This window comes from Variovorax sp. LG9.2 (assembly GCF_035018885.1).
Lineage (GTDB): Bacteria > Pseudomonadota > Gammaproteobacteria > Burkholderiales > Burkholderiaceae_C > Variovorax.
This window is the reverse complement of the sequence record NZ_JASJXB010000016.1, coordinates 1-15,236: the sequence shown is the minus strand read 5'-3', so window position 1 is coordinate 15,236 and position 15,236 is coordinate 1. Positions and strand designations below refer to the sequence as shown.

Below are 15,236 nucleotides of genomic sequence, written 5' to 3'. Positions count from 1 at the left end.
ATGGATGGGATGCTAGGGGGCGCCGTCTTGTGCCGGAATTGGAAGTTGGGCAACACGCTCTACGCACAAAACGAAGCCTGGGGCTTCCCCTAATCCGGGCTTGCCATGATTCGAAGCCATGGTTGCCGCAAAGCAGATGGCGTTGCACTGGAGTCGCTCCTAGCATTCGCCCCATGCATCACGAACACTCGAGCGCTGCCGGCGCCGTGCGACGAGTCGGCAGCCAGACCGACATCCTGGGCGAGAGCCCTCTCTGGGACGATCGCGGCCAATGCCTCTACTGGGTCGATATTCGGCGCCCGGCGATCCGGCGCTTGCTGCCTTCCACCGGTCAGGTCGACACTTGGGAGATGCCCGAACTGGTCGGTTGCATCGCCCTGACCGACGAGGGGCGCCTGCTGGTGGCGCTGTCGCAGTTCATCGCGTTGTTCGACGTGGTGAGCGGCAGCCTCGAAGCGCTGGCGCGTCCGCGTCAATCGGTGCCCGGACACCGCTTCAACGACGGACGCTGTGACCGGCAAGGCCGCTTCTGGGTCGGCACCATGCACAACCTGACGCGCGCACCTGAAGGGGTTTTGTACCGGCTCGAGGGGCGCGGTGAGCTCGCTCCGATGCGCGACGGCATCTGCATCCCCAACAGCCTGGCCTTCAGTCCCGATGGTTGCACCATGTACTTCGCGGATTCGTTGCGCTACTCGCTCTACGCCTACGACTACGACCCCGAGACCGGTCGCACCGGCACCGAGCGCGTGCTTGCGACGACTGCCGAGCCGGCTTTTCCCGACGGCTCCACCGTCGACGAGGAGGGCTTCCTCTGGAACGCCGAATTCAACGGTGCCAGGCTCGTGCGCTATGCGCCTGACGGTCGCATCGACCGCACCATCGCCATGCCGGTACAGCGCCCGACGTGCTGTGCCTTCGGCGGGCCGGACCTGCGCACGCTCTACGTCACCACCACCAGCCAGAAGATGACGCCCGAGCAACTCGCTGCCGAGCCGCTGGCCGGGGCTCTGCTGGCGCTGGACGTCGGCGTAGCCGGCTTGCCCGAGCCGCGATTCTTGCTCGACCGAAAAATCGACTGCCCCTCACTTAGGAAGACACTGAAATGACAAGCACACCCATCCGCATCGCATCGATCGAGGCCTTCAGTTTTCGCGTCCCCGTTCAGATGCCGATCAAGGTAGCCTTCGGCACATTCCGTGACCGGCCTTTCGTGCTGGTGCGCATCACCGATGACGAGGGTGTGCAGGGGTGGGGCGAGATCTGGGCTAACTGGCCGGCCGTCGGCGCCGAGCATCGCGCGCGGCTGGCGATCGACTTTGGCGAACGACTGGTCGGCCAAAGCTTCGAATCACCGGCGGCCTTCTTTCGCCAGTTGACCGCATCGCTCGAAGTGCTGGTTCTGCAAACGCTGGAGGTCGGTCCGATCGCGCAGGTCGTGGCGGGCCTGGACATCGCCATGTGGGACCTCGCGGCGCGCAAGTGCGGGCAGCCCTTGCACCGGATGTTGTCGGAGCGCAGGCCCGAGTCGGTGCGCGTCTATGCCACCGGCATCAACCCCGATGAGCCCGAGCGCTTTGCAGCAGCACGCCAGGCCGAAGGCCATCGCGCATTCAAGCTCAAGACGGGCTTCGGTCTCGAACTGGATGTGCGCAACCTCACCGCCATGCGCGAAGTGCTGGGGACCGATGCGGTGATCACCTGCGACTCCAATCAATCGCACGACCTGGAATCTGCCAAGGCGTTCTGCCGTGCGATCGATCCTCTGCGGCTGAGCTGGTTCGAAGAGCCCATGCGCGTCGATGCGCCGGCATCGCAATGGGAACAGCTTGCGCAGTTCTCGTCGACGCCGTTGGCTGGCGGTGAGAACTTTCATGACCACCAGTTTTCCGAAGCGATCGGTGCCCAGGTGCTGCAGGTCATTCAGCCCGACGTCACCAAGTGGGGTGGTATCACCAGCAATTGGGATGTTGCTCGGCGTACCGTGGAAGCCGGAAAACGCTATTGCCCGCATTTTTTCGGCGGTGGCGTTTCGCTGTTGGCGTCGCTGCAGTTGCTGGCTGCGGCCGGTGGCGAAGGCCTGCTCGAATTCGATTGCCATCCAAACGTCGGCCGTGAGGCTGTCGTCGGAGATCTGCTGCCCGTGGAAGACGGACGCGTTCCGGTGCCGACCGGACCAGGGCTCGGTGCCGAGCCCAACCTCGACGCGCTCCGGCGACACCAGACCTGGACCGGGCGGGTCTGATGCCGATACGCAGTATTGAAACGGTGTCGATCGGCTTCATCGGCGCGGGCCGGTTGGGCAAGGCACTGGCGTGGAGCCTAGCGACTGCCGGCCTCGCGGTACGTGGCGTCGCGAGCAGCATCGAACAGGAGGCGGTGGATCTCGCGAACCGGATCGAAGCGTGCGAGGTGATGGCGGCGCAAGCCGTCGTCGATCGTTGCGACCTGGTTTTTATTACCACTCCCGATTCGATCATCGCGCAAGCTGTGGCGCCACTGCGGTTTCGCGCGGGCACGGGTGTCATCCACTGCAGCGGCGCGACAGAAGTCGACGCACTGGCCTCGGTCCAGGTGCAGGGTGCAGCCATCGGCGGCTTTCATCCGATGCAGACTTTCGCCGACCCGGACGCGGCGGTGGCGTCCCTGCCTGGATCGACCATCACCATCGAGGCCCGCGACGACGAACTGGACCGCCTGCTGGTCCAGCTGGTAGAGCGTCTGCACTGCCATGTGAATCGTCTGCCGCCCGGCATGCGCGGGCGCTATCACGCAGCGGCCGGCTTCACCACGCAATTCATCAATGCGCTTTTCTATGAGAGCGCCCGCGTCTGGAAATCCTGGGGCGCGGAGGAGGCCGATGCGATGCGTGCGATGCTGCCGATGGCGCACGGCACTCTTGCCGCCATCGAATCGGTCGGCATTGCGCGTGGCATGCCCGGTCCGGTGTCACGCAGCGATGTCGTCTCGGTCGAAAAGCATGTGGCCGCGCTGACCGACCTGGGCGACGACATGGCGGCGTTCTACCGGGTGCTGTGCGGCGTGACGGTGCGGATCGCGCGTGAGAGCGGTGCCGTCGATGCTGACGCGGCGGCTCGCTTCGACGCGGCGCTCACGCGAGGCGTTCCGGCCGCCAGTACGTGACCTCTCAGTGCAGATCAGGCGGGCATCACGCCCAGCTGCTTGAGCATGCCCAGGTTGTCGAGCAGCGCCCAGTGTTCGATCAACACACCGTCGTGGAACTGGAACAAATCGAGCACGCCGATGTCGATCTTTCGCCCGGTCGCGGCCAAATCTCCAAAGGCGCCAGTGTGAGTGCCTTGCACCCGCAAACGGACCAACACTTTCTCGCCCTCGGCGACGAAGTCCTGCAGCGGCAACTGCATGTCCGGGAACGCGGGCAATAGCGCATCGTGCAGCTTGGACACACCCTCGGGTCCGCGAACCTCGAAGGGCAGGCCTGGGTCATGACGGACAAAATCGGCATGGATGTGCTCCTTCATCCATGCGGTGTCGTTGACGAGAAAGGCCTTGAAGTAATCGCGGCAGAGTTGTTTATTGGATTCCAGGTTCATGGTCGTCACTTTGGTTTTGAAGCGGGATCAGGCCGCCACTACGGCAAAGCCAAGCCGCGGAAAATGGATATGCAGGTCGCCGGCGCGGCTGTCGCGGCGATGAATCACGATCTCGCTGTCACTCGCTGCGACCAGCGTGCCGCTCACCGGCACGCGGGCGTTGTCGTCGGGGGTGATCGTCACCGAAGTCCCGGCGCGCAGTCCGTCGGGATCTCCGTCGGCTTGCAGATGCGTGGGCGCCACGGGTTGTGCTTCGCAAGCTGCGTCGAAAGCGGCTTGCTCGGTCATCGCCTCCGGTTTGCCGTGGCCCAAGGCGGTCACGCGGTCGTACCAGGGCAACAGCGGTACCAGACCGGCCAGCGCGTCGACCTCGGGTGGACAGTTCTTGCGCAGCAGGCACAGCGTCTGGTAGCAGGTCAGGTCCAGCGCGCTCGGCGCATCGCCGAACAGAAAGCGCCGGCCATCTGCCAATGCCGTTTTGAGCCACGCGTTTTGGGCGTGCAACTGCTGCAGGTGCATCGGTAACTCGGGTGCCATCGCGCTCTTGCTGATGTCGATGCCGAGATAGCCTTCCTTCCGATCCTTGACGAACTCGGGCGGGAAGTTGTCGCCGATGAAGTGCGCAAGCACGCCGATGGTTGGAATCCACATCGCCCTATCCCAGGCGAACGACAGGCCGCGCGCAATGCCTTCGCTGCCCGAGGGATAGAAGCTCGGCGCTTGCGGCGGTGGGAACAGCCGCTCGAGCGTCGGCAAGATGAGGTTGGTGTCGCAATAGATGTCGGCACCGACCTGCAGCACCGGCACGCGGCGGTAGCCGCCGGTCAGCGGTGCGAGCAGCGGTCGCGGCGGGGCTGCGGGGATGTCCACCGATCGCCAGGCCAAGCCTTTCAACCCGAGTGCAACGCGCACTTTTTCGGAAAAGGTGGACAGCGAATAGTGGTGAAGGATGGTCTCAGGCATGTCTCGTTTCCTTTTTTTCTGTGCCGGCGGCACGAATCGATCAATACATGATGTGCCCGCCGTCGACCACGATGGTCTGTCCGGAGACAAAACCAGCGAGGTCGGACAGCAGGTAGAGCGCGGTCCCGACCAGATCGTCGGGCCGCTGCTCGCGCGAGATCGCGCGCGCTTTCAGGAACGATTGCTGCCACTCGACAGGGCGGTTACGCGTGGCGTCGGTGATCACGAAACCGGGTGCGATGACGTTGACTCGCACACCGTACGGACCCACTTCTTTCGCGAGCCCTTTGGTCATCGACAGCACGGCTCCCTTGGTCGCGACATAGTGCAGATAGCCGGGCTGCCCGGCCACCGCGACCACGGAGGAGATGTTGATGATGCTGCCGCTGCCGTGCTCGCGCATCGCCGGCATGACGGCCTTGCAGCATTGCCACACACCCTTGACATTGACCGCGAAGATACGGTCCCATTGCGCGGGATCCAGCTCCTCGAATGGCGTGAGCTTGACTTCGCGAAAGTACGCGGCGTTGTTGACCAGGCCATCGATGCGGCCGAAGCGCTCCAGCGCTGCCGCGGCCATGGCCTTCACCGATGCATCGTCCGCAACGTCGACACGCACCGCCAATGCGCGGCCACCGGCCTGTTCGACGGCAGCGACGGTTTCATCGGCGGCGTTCAGGTCGGCCACCACCACGTTTGCACCCTGCGCTGCGCACGCCACCGCAAAGGCCTGGCCGATGCCGGTAGCGGCGCCGGTAATGATGATGGTGCGACCGTCCAGCAGGTCGTGAGGGCCTGGCGTCGATGACGCGTGAGAGTTCGATTCCAATTCCATCTCCTTGATGCGACTTGGCTGCGGAGGGCCCCTCTCAATAGGGCTGCAGCTTTCCTCGGGTGACGAAATATTAGTGAGCGCAGTCGCGCCGGTGAAGCTGAATCTGCGCAAGTCCCCCCGTCGAATTCGCAGAGTCGATAAAAACCCTCTGCCTCAAGAGCCCGGCATGTCGTGCGGGAGCGTCTCCGCGAAGGCGCTGCGAGAACGAGCGGCAAGCGCAAGTGCGTCGAGCTTTGGCAACGGGGGAAGCCAGGGCGACCCGGCGAAGCGAAATCGAAGGTAATCCAAAGCGACCACGGTCGTGATCAAGGCGAGGCTGGGAATCGGAACGTGGCTGTCGGGTGGGTTGGCCTCCAGCCGCGCCATCGCCAGGATGATCGATCTGCGCCGGCGCAACCCCACGGGAGATTCGTCGAAAGCCGCGTCGGTCATCTTCCTTCCGATGATCACTGCGGCAGCCGCTTCGATCGCTCCCATCGCAATGCCCGCCATAGAGATGACCGTCCCCGGGTCGTCTCCCAGCAGCGAGGGATTCGGGTACTTGGCTTCGAGCCACAGAACGATCAGCAGGCTCTCCGTCAGTGGCAAGCCGCTGTCGAGCACGACTGTCGGCACGCGCGCACTCGGGTTTGCAAGGAGGAGTTCAGGGGAGTCCTTCCAGGGATCGGTCAATCGGTGGCTCAGTTCGCGGCATCCTTTTTCGGCAAGCGCTATTCGCGCAATGCGCGCGAAAGGAGATGTGGTGCTGTAGAAAAGTTGCATGGTCAGTCGCCGTTCAAAAAACTCTCACCCTTCCTGGTAAGTGTCGGAGCCGCTTTTCTCCTTGGAAAACAGCAAGACGACCACGAATGAGAACGCAGCGACGGCCACGGGGTACCACAGACCGGAATAAATCCTGCCAGTCGCCGCCACGATTGCAAAGGCTGCAGCCGGAAGGAAGCCACCGAAAATAGCGACTCCCATATGGTACGGAAACGACATGGCGGTGAATCTGATTCGCGATGGGAAAAGCTCCACGAGCATTGCGGACATGGGCGCGAATGTCATCGTGCCAAAGGTCAGAAGCAACAAAAGTATGACAACAACCATCGGCTTGTCGATGTCCGCCGGATTCGCATTTCCCGTCGGGTAACCGTACTTGGACAGCGTTGAAACCAGTGCGCTGTTGAAGGCTTTTGATTTGTTCGCCGCATTGGCGTCTTTGCCGTCGTAACCGGGTATGACATCGTTCCCGATTCGAAGCTCCGCAGCAGCGCCCGTGGATCCGTCTTTCGTCTCGTAACTGAGGCCGGCCCTTGCAAGAGTCGATTTAACGATATCGCACGAACTCGTGTATTTCGTAGTGCCTGTCGGGTTGAATTGAACCGCGCATTCAGCTGAATCGGCTACAACGACGATGGGCGCGCTGGCCATGGCATGTTCCAAGGCCGGGTTGGAGTGATGTGCCAGTTGTTGGAACAGAGGAATAAAAAACAAGGCTGCAAGGAAGAGCCCCGACAAATAGACTGGCTTACGTCCGATTCGGTCTGACAGCCAGCCAAAGAAATAATAAAGAGGCACGCTCAGTAGCGTCGCAACGACGACCAGACTATTGACCGTCAGATCATCGACCTTCAGTATTTTTCCAAGAAAGAATATCGTATAGAACTGGCCGGTGTACCAAACTACCGCTTGGCCTGGAACGATGCCGAGGAGTGCGACCAGGACGAGGCGGAGATACTTCCATTTGCCGAAGGCTTCAGAAAGTGGCGCTTTCGAGAGCTTGCCCTGTGCCTTCATCTTCTTGAACTCGGGTGATTCGCTGAGCGACATCCGGATCCATACCGACAGGCCAAGCAAGATGATCGACAGGAGATACGGAACCCGCCATCCCCATTCCATAAACGATTGGGTTCCCATGAGCAATCTAAGGGGCACGATCACCGCAACGGCCAGAATCAAACCCAGTGCCGCGGTCATCATGATCCAGGAGGTCCACGCACCACGGGTTTTGTTGGGCGAGTGCTCTGCGACGTAGATCACCGCACCACTGAATTCACCACCCAGAGCCAACCCTTGCAGCAATCGCATCGTGATGAAGAGAACGGGGGCAATCAGTCCCGCGGTCGCATAGGTCGGTAGCAGGCCCACTGCGAAAGTGCCCAGACCCATGATCACAATGGTCACCAGGAATGTGTATTTGCGACCGACGAGATCGCCGATTCGACCGAATACGATGGCACCAAAAGGCCGGAGTATGAAGCCTGCGGCAAAGCCGAGCAGCGTGAAAATATAGGCCGCTGTGGGGCTCAGACCCGAGAAGAACGCTGTGGCCATTTCAGTGGCGAGCAGGCCGATTGGAAGAAGTCGTAAAATTCGAAGACTGTCCCTGCCGACGAGGCGACGACGACGCGTATCTCCGCGGCAGTAACTCCCTTTTTCGGCGCTCGCAATGCGTTGTCACTCGACAGGGTGGAACTCATGAAGTCTCCGTTATTGTGTTTGGAACGCATCCGCTCTTTAGCCTCAGACGGTGAGTGAAAAAAGCCTGCCCTTCTGAATTAGCTTGGCTTTGGCAAAGTGATCCTAGGGTCAGCGACCCACCTCGAAAAGCTCATTTTCGGCAAGTCTGTTGCTCTCTATTTCAAACTCCGGGATTTCCCTAGTCTTCGAATTAAAAGACTCGTTCGCGTCATGTTGTGCGAGGCGCTGGTCTGAACACGGTATTGATTGGGTGGAGATGGCGGCGGTCTGATGGACATGCAGACATCTTTGTAAATGTTCACTCCCCTGTCAGCGGCAAGCTCGACTCCTTGAGCACCCGCAGCACGAAGTGCGACTTGCTGTGCCGGATGCCGGGAATCTTGTAGAGCTTTTCGCGCAGCAACCGCTCGTAGTCGCGGGTGTCGCGCACGCGGATACGGATGTAGTAGTCGTAATCCCCGGAGACCAGGTAAGCCTCCTGGATTTCCGGAATGGTCGCCAGCACCTTGCCGAACTCGTAGAGCGTCTCGTCGGTGTGACTCTCCAGCGTGAGCTGCACGATGACCGAGTCGTGATAGCCGATCTTCGACGCGTCGATGTCGACGGTGTAGCGCTTGATGACGCCCTGCGCCTCCAATTTTTTGATGCGTGTCCAGCAACTGGTGGGTGACAGGCCGACCTCGGCGCCGATCTCCTGCAGCGTCTTGCGCGAGTCCTGTTGCAGCACCCGCAGAATGGCGAAATCGATCTTGTCGGAAGAATTTTCGGTTAAATCGTCTTTGGTGCGAACAGGCTTCATATAAACGAGGCGATCAGGCGTTGAAAAGATGCAAATTCTGCCCGTGTTGCCGAACAATGGGGCGATGAAAACACCGGTCGCCGAATTTGCTTCGCCTTCGCCTTCGCCGCTCGCATCGGCGTACCGCACCCGAAACGGTGCCGAAGCGCTGCTCGACACGCTCATCGAATGCGGCGTCGACACGATCTTCGGTTACCCCGGCGGCGCCGCGCTGCCGCTGTACGACGCGCTGCATGGAGAACCGCGCCTGCGCCACATTCTGGTTCGCCACGAGCAAGCCGCCGTCCACGCAGCAGAAGGCTATGCACGCACGACGGGCAAGGTCGGCGTCGTGCTCGTCACGTCGGGGCCGGGTATCGCCAACACCATCAGCGGGTTGCTCGACGCGATCAGCGATTCGATCCCGGTGCTGTGCATCAGCGGACAGGTCGCGAGCACCGTCATTGGCACCAATGCGTTTCAGGAGAGCGATGCGCTGGGCATGTCGCGGCCGGTGACCAAGTGGAACCACCAGCCGCGCACGCCGCACGAGATCCCCGAAGTCGTGCGGCGTGCATTGGAGATCGCATCGTCGGGTCGGCCCGGCCCGGTGCTGATCGACGTGCCGAAAGATGTGCAACTGATGCCGCTCGGCCACGCATCGACGGAGCGGTTCAGGTCGTCGCTCGTTCAAGCGACAGCCTTGCCGCCACGCGGCACGCTGGAGCGCGCAGCCGATCTGCTGTCGACTGCTCGTCGACCTGTCATCTACGGTGGCGGCGGGCTCATCAACGCCGGCCCCGAAGCATGTGCCGCATTCACCCGACTGGTCCGCCTGATCGATGCGCCTTGCACGCTCACCCTGATGGGGCTCGGCGCCTTCCCCGCATCCGATTCGCACTTCATCGGCATGCTCGGCATGCACGGCGCGTTGGAGGCCAACCTGGCGATGCACGAGGCCGACTTGGTGGTGTGCATCGGCGCGCGCTTCGACGACCGCGTCACCGGCAAGCTCGACGAGTTCTGCCCGCACGCCCGCAAGATTCACATCGACATCGACCCCGGCAGCATCAACAAGGTGGTGAAGGTCGACGTGCCAATCGTCGGCGATTGCGGCGCAGTGCTCGATGCACTGCTGTCGATGCCGAGCCTCGAAGGCCTGGCACCGGACCGCCTCGCGCCTTGGTGGGCGCGCATCGAACGCTGGCGCGCGGAGCGCTGTTTCGACTTTGCGGAACGCCCCGGCGTCATCCTTCCGCAGCAACTGATGGCTACTTTGCAGACCGCGCTGGAAGGGCGCGATGCCATCGTCTCGACCGACGTCGGCCAGCACCAGATGTGGGCCGCGCAATACCTCAAGTTCGAGCGCCCTGGGCGCTGGCTGACATCGGGCGGTGCCGGGACGATGGGATATGGCGTACCGGCTGCCATCGGCGCGCAGGTAGCGCACCCGGACGCGCTGGTGGTGTGCGTGAGCGGCGATGCATCGGTGCTGATGAACATCCAGGAACTGTCGACCGCCATGCAGCATGGCACGCCGGTCAAGGTCGTGCTGTCGAACAACGGCTATATGGGAATGGTGCGCCAGTGGCAGGAGCTGAACCACTGCAACCGCCTGAGCCACAGCTGGAACGAGGCATTGCCGGATTTCGTGGCGCTGGCCAGAGCCTTTGGCTGGGGTGCGCGCCGTGTGTCCGATCCGGCTGAGCTATCGGATGCGCTGGCCGAGTGCCTGGCCTGGAATGGGCCGTTCTTTCTCGACGTGCAGGTCGCGGCGCAGGAGAACTGTTTTCCGATGATGCCGTCGGGGCATGGGCATCACAAGGTCATGCTCAGCAAGGACCGGTGGTACTCGGACGACGCGACAACGTGAACAAAACACTGCCGATGCTTAGAAGCCGCCCATCAGCGTCGTCGGGCAACCGAGGTCGACTGAAGAATCGAACGCGACCGGCTGGTTGTTATCGCCCGTCGAAAACAACAGGGTTGCGAATACCAGGCCCATGCAAACTGCGATGGCCATGAACCCGAAGCTGTAGACCAAACCGGCCATCACGAGGGGGCTGAGGAGGAGTGCGATGCGTCTGTACATGCGCCAATCATCGGGGGCGCCTGCAATCCGGTCCATGATTTAAATCACGGTCGGATCACATGTGTGTCTTGATTGTCAACAGTGAATTCTTTCGACTTACAACGGGCGGGCAATACGGGCTGAATCAGGCGCACTGCAGCGCCCGCGCCGTCGATAGTCAGCGACGGTATCCATCCCAATCGCCACGATAACCACGGTCGCCGCGATCACCGCGGTAGTAACCGTCATGGTCGCGATGCTCGCGATGCTCACTGTAGTATCGGCCGCCGTCACGATAGGCAGGCTCGAAGTCCACTTGCGACGGGCCATAGAAACGCGGCGGAGGCGGGCGGTTGTAGAACGGTGCCGGCGGCGCGTAGTAGACGGTTTCAGGGGGACGAACGCGAACGGGTTGCGCGTCGTAGTAGATCGGGGCAGCGACCGGCGCCGGCCGTGCATACACGGGCGCTGGTTCGTAGTAATTGGGCTCATAGACCGGTGACGGACCATAGGCCGGTTCGCCGACCACGACGCCCGGCAAATTGATGCCCACAGACCACTGCGTCCCTGCATTGGCCAGGGAGGAAGCCATGACACCGGCCACCGCGAGCGAGCCCACGGCAACCACCTTGAACCACATCGAGCTTGAACGAGTCATCGAGATCTCCAACAGGCAAAGACGCCTGTTGATCCAACGCGACGAGCGCGCGGGTCGTGCACTGCGGCTGTGCAAAGCTGGTGTAAACGATCTCGCGGATTGCGGGTTGTTTCGACGCTTTACAGCGCGCTGAAGCGTGGTGCCGCCTGTGTATCGACCCTGCCTGAGGCGGTGCGCGGAAACAGGTTTCGCGAAACATTATGAGGATGGGCGGCAGCCTCTTCGATGCTCAGCACCGGCGCGAAACAAACGTCGGTGCCTTCCAGTAGTTCGCTCCACGCATCGCGCGTTCGGGTCCTGAACTTTGCAGCGAAGCGTGCCTTGAGGGCAGGCCATTTGTCGCGGGACAACTGCTCGGCCGGGTCGACGTCTTTCATCTCCAGCTTGTCGAGCAGCAGCGAATAGAACTGCGGTTCGAGTGCGCCGATGGTGACGAATTTTCCGTCGGAACATTCATAAGTGTCGTACTGCGGCGAATCATGAAAGGCGCTGGGTTGCGTGCCGCCGATCTGGTTGTTGCCATGCAGCCAGTGCACCAGCGTGCCTAGCATCGCAACCATGTCGAGGATCGCGGCATCGACCACGCAGCCGCGGCCGGTAGTGCGTGCGGCGAACACGCCGCTCACGATGCCAAACGCCAGCCCGAGCGCACCAGCTGAATCGCCGACCACGGTGGGCGGCACGATCGGCGGCTGACCTGGCCGAGCCACCAGCGACAGCAAGCCACTCATCGCGACATAGTTGAGGTCATGCCCCGCGACCGGCGCCAGCGGGCCGGTCTGGCCCCAGCCCGTCATGCGCCCGTACACCAGCTTCGGATTGCGCACCTTGCACGCATCGGGTCCGAGGCCCAGGCGCTCCATCACGCCGGGGCGGTTGCCTTCGATCAACGCGTCGGCAGTGGCCACGAGGTCCAGCGCTGCTGCAACCGCCTCCGGCTTTTTGAGGTCGAGCACGACGACCTTCTTGTTCGCGCGCAAGGGGTTCTCCGCGTCGCCGCCCATACGCTGGACTGCGCCCGCGATCGGTCGGGCAACGACGGTCACGTCGGCGCCGAAAGACGCGAGGATGCGCCCTGCGACAGGGCCCGGGCCGATGCCCTCGAACTCAACGACCTTCAGGCCGGTCAGCGGCAAATTCACAGCGTTCATTGGATATTTCTTCAGGTCTTCAGAGATGGCGCGGGTCGTTGAAAACGGGCGCGACACCGTCTTCGACCCGCCAGATGACCGATGGCGACGCGACGGCGTCGGACTGCGGTGAACATGCATTCGACAATTTCGCGCCTCTCGATGGTTGATGTGAGGGGCCTCGACTTTGACGTCGATCGACTTTCAGTGCCATCGAGGGTTTTACGGGGTCGCCATGTCCCCGGGTGGAAAGGCTCGGTGTCTAGCCGGCGAGGGCTTCGAAGCCGGCCGCCGCAGCCGACAACGCCTTGTCGATGTCCTCCGGTTGGTGCGCGGCCGACAAGAACATGTTGTGTCGCGGGTGGAAATACGCACCGGCGCGCAACGTCGCAGCGCAGAACCTGCGGCCCTTCGCGTTGTCGGCATCGTCGTCGAACAGGACCATCGGCATCTGCACCGGACCGGTCTGGCGGATGCCGATGCCGGCTTGATCGGACAGCTTGGCGAGGCCGTCGCGCAGCCGCTGGCCCATCGCGACGAGGTGCGCGATGGTGTTCGATGCCTTCGTCTCCTGCAGCGTGGCGATGGCCGCGGCCATGGGCGGTGCCTCGCACCAGAAGGAGCCGGTGACGTAGATGCGTCCCGCGCCTTCGCGGAAACGCTCGTTGCCGGTCACGGCCGCGAGCGGGTAGCCGTTGGCGATGCCCTTGCTGAACGCGCTGAGGTCGGGGCGCACGCCCAACGCTTCCCAGCTGCCGGCCGCGTGCAGCCGGAAACCTGCACGTACGTCGTCGAGGATCAACGCGGCATCGGCGGCGGTCGCTGCGGCGCGCAGGGCCTTTGCGAACTCGATCGTCGGCATCTCCTGGTCGCGGCCGATGTCGTGGCGGAAGGCGGTGACCAGGATCGCGGCGAGATCCGTTCCCGCTTCTTGCACCGCTGCGTTCAGGCTGGCGATGTCGTTGTACTGGTACTGGATGACATGGGCGCGGTCTTCGGTCGTGACGCCCACCAGCGAGGGCGAGCACCAGGGCACGGCCCCGTGGTACGAGCCCTGCGCCACGAGGATCTTGCGGCGGCCGGTGCCGGCGCGTGCGATCGTGACGCAAGTGGTGGTCGCATCGGTGCCGTTCTTCTGGAACAAGGCCCAGTCGGCGTGGGCGATGCGATCGACCAGCGTTTCGGCCAGCTCGACCAGCGCAGGGGCAGGGCCGTTCATGCTGACCCCCAATGCGGCCTGCTTTTGGTAAGCAGCGTCGACGCCCGCGTGGTGATGGCCGAGCAGCACGGGGCCCCAGCTGCACATCAGGTCGACATATTCGCGGCCATCGACATCCCACACATGGCAGCCTGTGGCGCGGGCGAAAAACTGCGGGTACCCCTCCGGCAATGGAGCGGCGTTCTGGTGGCCGTACATGCCACCGGGGATGACCTGTTTGGCGCGAGCGCGCAGAGCGAGATCGATCTCACCGTCATGTCGTTGATTCATGTCGTAGCTCCTTGCTTCACCACAGCATATATATGATATATCACAGCGGCGAAAAATTCTGGTCTGAGGTCTGACTTGAGGTGGTGTCGCATGTCGGTCTTCAGACCGGCGTGCGGTCAGTCGCGCAGTCGGTCTTCCAGTGAAGCCGCAATGGGCGCGGCTGTCATGAACGAGGCCGTTGCGGGTGGTGCAGTCATCGGTTCGTACAAGTGGCAAGCGGCCTCGTGTCCCGGCGCCAAGGCCTTGAGTTGCGGCACCTCATTCCGGCAGCGCTCGAATGCATGCGGACATCGCGTATGAAAAGTGCAACCGGTCGGCGGGCTCAACAGACTCGGCAATTCGCCTCGTACGTTGGCTGCCAGTCGATGGCGTGGATCGGGCCGCGGAATGGCTTCGAGCAGCGTCTGCGTGTACGGATGCTTCGGCGTGGCGTAGAGCGCGGCGCGCGGCGCGACTTCGACGATGGCGCCGGCGTACATCACGGCGACGCGGTGCGAGATGTTGCGCACGACAGCCAGGTCGTGCGCTATGAAGAGGTAGCTCAGCCCGAAGGCCTCTTGCAAGTCGATCAGCAGGTTGACCACCTGCGCCTGCAGCGAGACGTCGAGGGCGGACACCGGCTCGTCGCAGACAATGAACTCCGGCTTGAGCGCCAGCGCACGGGCGATGCCGATGCGCTGCCGCTGTCCGCCGGAAAATTCGTGCGGAAACCGATCGCCACACGAGCGCGGCAGGCCGACGGTGTCGAGCAGTTCCTGAATGCGAAGCTGCCGATCGTGACGTGTGCGGCGGCCGGCCACGTCGATCGGCTCGGCGATCGCATCGCCGATGCGCATGCGCGGATTCAGCGAACCCTGCGGGTCTTGAAAGACGAACTGCACGCGCTTGCGAACGCGCGCCAGAGCCTGCTGCGCGTTAGTGCCGGTGATCTCTTCATCGAACAAACGGACGCGCCCCGATGTCGCCGGGATGAGTCCGACCAGCATGCGGCCGGTGGTCGACTTGCCCGAGCCCGATTCGCCGACCAAACCCAGCGTTTCGCCGCGCGCGATGTCGAAACTCACCTGGCGTACGGCGCGAAGCGAGCGCGCCGGCGTTCCCGCCTGCCGCTTGAGCGCGAACGTTTTCTCGAGGTCGCGCACCGAGACGATCGCATCGGATGCAGCTGCGTCTTGGGTCATGGGATGACTGCCTGCCGGCTCTTTGAGATACCTGCCGGCACGCCTGCATCTGCACCGCTGGCCGCCAGACGCGGCGGGCAGCGACTCCATCGC

Annotated in this window: 14 protein-coding genes and 1 pseudogene; 4 read left to right on the top strand and 11 right to left on the bottom strand. The window is 62.8% G+C overall.

Going from position 1 to position 15,236, the window contains the following annotated elements:
- The first annotated feature begins 173 nt into the window (after window positions 1-173).
- Genes QN413_RS16715 through QN413_RS16705 form a run of 3 tightly spaced genes read left to right on the top strand, consistent with a single transcriptional unit; the run spans window position 174 to window position 3,144 of the window.
- Entirely contained in the window at window positions 174-1,109 is a 936-nt protein-coding gene (locus tag QN413_RS16715; RefSeq protein ID WP_323497708.1) for an SMP-30/gluconolactonase/LRE family protein, read from the top strand.
- Window positions 1,106-2,245 carry a mandelate racemase/muconate lactonizing enzyme family protein gene (locus QN413_RS16710; protein ID WP_323497707.1) on the top strand — a complete coding sequence of 380 codons (1,140 nt, stop codon included), beginning with the start codon at window positions 1,106-1,108 and terminating at the stop codon, window positions 2,243-2,245. The genes QN413_RS16715 and QN413_RS16710 overlap by 4 nt, the downstream gene beginning before the upstream one ends.
- The gene (locus QN413_RS16705) at window positions 2,245-3,144 is read left to right on the top strand and encodes a Rossmann-like and DUF2520 domain-containing protein (RefSeq protein ID WP_323497706.1); all 900 of its coding nucleotides are present in this window, start codon (window positions 2,245-2,247) and stop codon (window positions 3,142-3,144) included. Before QN413_RS16710 ends, QN413_RS16705 begins: the two co-directional genes overlap by 1 nt.
- A gap of 14 nt (window positions 3,145-3,158) precedes the next feature.
- Here the strand turns inward: QN413_RS16705 and QN413_RS16700 are convergent, their stop codons facing one another.
- From QN413_RS16700 to QN413_RS16675, 6 genes and pseudogenes are all read right to left on the bottom strand, one after another.
- Window positions 3,159-3,575, bottom strand: coding sequence for an ester cyclase (locus QN413_RS16700; protein WP_323497705.1), 417 nt, complete (start codon window positions 3,573-3,575; stop codon window positions 3,159-3,161).
- 27 nt (window positions 3,576-3,602) lie between these two features.
- Window positions 3,603-4,538 (bottom strand): glutathione S-transferase family protein, encoded by a 936-nt coding sequence (locus QN413_RS16695; RefSeq protein ID WP_323497704.1) that lies wholly within the window; start codon window positions 4,536-4,538, stop codon window positions 3,603-3,605.
- A 40-nt stretch (window positions 4,539-4,578) separates the two neighbouring features.
- The gene (locus tag QN413_RS16690; RefSeq protein WP_323497703.1) at window positions 4,579-5,367 is read right to left on the bottom strand and encodes a 3-oxoacyl-ACP reductase family protein; all 789 of its coding nucleotides are present in this window, start codon (window positions 5,365-5,367) and stop codon (window positions 4,579-4,581) included.
- 159 nt (window positions 5,368-5,526) lie between these two features.
- On the bottom strand, window positions 5,527-6,135 hold the full coding sequence (locus QN413_RS16685) for a glutathione S-transferase (protein WP_323497702.1): 609 nt from the start codon (window positions 6,133-6,135) through the stop codon (window positions 5,527-5,529).
- 24 nt (window positions 6,136-6,159) lie between these two features.
- Window positions 6,160-7,835, bottom strand: a pseudogene (locus QN413_RS16680) (MFS transporter).
- 299 nt (window positions 7,836-8,134) lie between these two features.
- The gene (locus QN413_RS16675) at window positions 8,135-8,635 is read right to left on the bottom strand and encodes an Lrp/AsnC family transcriptional regulator (RefSeq protein ID WP_323497701.1); all 501 of its coding nucleotides are present in this window, start codon (window positions 8,633-8,635) and stop codon (window positions 8,135-8,137) included.
- A 64-nt stretch (window positions 8,636-8,699) separates the two neighbouring features.
- On the opposite strand from QN413_RS16675, the gene ilvB reads away from it, so the two are divergent.
- Window positions 8,700-10,487: a biosynthetic-type acetolactate synthase large subunit gene (gene ilvB / locus QN413_RS16670; RefSeq protein ID WP_323497786.1), complete on the top strand. Its 1,788-nt coding sequence runs from the start codon at window positions 8,700-8,702 to the stop codon at window positions 10,485-10,487.
- An 18-nt stretch (window positions 10,488-10,505) separates the two neighbouring features.
- Here ilvB and QN413_RS16665 read toward each other — a convergent pair whose 3' ends face one another.
- The 5 genes from QN413_RS16665 to QN413_RS16645 form a co-directional block, all read right to left on the bottom strand.
- Window positions 10,506-10,706, bottom strand: coding sequence for a hypothetical protein (locus tag QN413_RS16665; RefSeq protein ID WP_187051752.1), 201 nt, complete (start codon window positions 10,704-10,706; stop codon window positions 10,506-10,508).
- A gap of 157 nt (window positions 10,707-10,863) precedes the next feature.
- Window positions 10,864-11,343 carry a hypothetical protein gene (locus tag QN413_RS16660; RefSeq protein ID WP_323497700.1) on the bottom strand — a complete coding sequence of 160 codons (480 nt, stop codon included), beginning with the start codon at window positions 11,341-11,343 and terminating at the stop codon, window positions 10,864-10,866.
- A gap of 119 nt (window positions 11,344-11,462) precedes the next feature.
- Window positions 11,463-12,494, bottom strand: a complete 1,032-nt coding sequence (locus QN413_RS16655) for a CaiB/BaiF CoA-transferase family protein (protein WP_323497699.1) — start codon at window positions 12,492-12,494, stop codon at window positions 11,463-11,465.
- 241 nt (window positions 12,495-12,735) lie between these two features.
- Window positions 12,736-13,962 carry an aminotransferase class III-fold pyridoxal phosphate-dependent enzyme gene (locus QN413_RS16650; protein ID WP_323497698.1) on the bottom strand — a complete coding sequence of 409 codons (1,227 nt, stop codon included), beginning with the start codon at window positions 13,960-13,962 and terminating at the stop codon, window positions 12,736-12,738.
- Window positions 13,963-14,078: 116 nt separating this feature from the next.
- A complete protein-coding gene (locus QN413_RS16645; protein WP_323497697.1) occupies window positions 14,079-15,143 on the bottom strand; it encodes an ABC transporter ATP-binding protein in 1,065 nt (354 codons plus the stop codon).
- Between the last annotated feature and the right edge of the window lie 93 nt (window positions 15,144-15,236).

Excerpts from the sequence above, each read along its gene's own strand:
- QN413_RS16715 (WP_323497708.1), top strand. The coding sequence starts at position 174 with ATGCATCACGAACACTCGAGCGCTGCCGGCGCCGTGCGACGAGTCGGC.
- QN413_RS16710 (WP_323497707.1), top strand. The coding sequence starts at position 1,106 with ATGACAAGCACACCCATCCGCATCGCATCGATCGAGGCCTTCAGTTTT.
- QN413_RS16705 (WP_323497706.1), top strand. The coding sequence starts at position 2,245 with ATGCCGATACGCAGTATTGAAACGGTGTCGATCGGCTTCATCGGCGCG.
- QN413_RS16700 (WP_323497705.1), bottom strand. The coding sequence starts at position 3,575 with ATGAACCTGGAATCCAATAAACAACTCTGCCGCGATTACTTCAAGGCC.
- QN413_RS16695 (WP_323497704.1), bottom strand. The coding sequence starts at position 4,538 with ATGCCTGAGACCATCCTTCACCACTATTCGCTGTCCACCTTTTCCGAA.
- QN413_RS16685 (WP_323497702.1), bottom strand. The coding sequence starts at position 6,135 with ATGCAACTTTTCTACAGCACCACATCTCCTTTCGCGCGCATTGCGCGA.
- QN413_RS16675 (WP_323497701.1), bottom strand. The coding sequence starts at position 8,635 with ATGAAGCCTGTTCGCACCAAAGACGATTTAACCGAAAATTCTTCCGAC.
- ilvB (WP_323497786.1), top strand. The coding sequence starts at position 8,700 with ATGAAAACACCGGTCGCCGAATTTGCTTCGCCTTCGCCTTCGCCGCTC.
- QN413_RS16665 (WP_187051752.1), bottom strand. The coding sequence starts at position 10,706 with ATGTACAGACGCATCGCACTCCTCCTCAGCCCCCTCGTGATGGCCGGT.
- QN413_RS16660 (WP_323497700.1), bottom strand. The coding sequence starts at position 11,343 with ATGACTCGTTCAAGCTCGATGTGGTTCAAGGTGGTTGCCGTGGGCTCG.
- QN413_RS16655 (WP_323497699.1), bottom strand. The coding sequence starts at position 12,494 with ATGAACGCTGTGAATTTGCCGCTGACCGGCCTGAAGGTCGTTGAGTTC.
- QN413_RS16650 (WP_323497698.1), bottom strand. The coding sequence starts at position 13,962 with ATGAATCAACGACATGACGGTGAGATCGATCTCGCTCTGCGCGCTCGC.
- QN413_RS16645 (WP_323497697.1), bottom strand. The coding sequence starts at position 15,143 with ATGACCCAAGACGCAGCTGCATCCGATGCGATCGTCTCGGTGCGCGAC.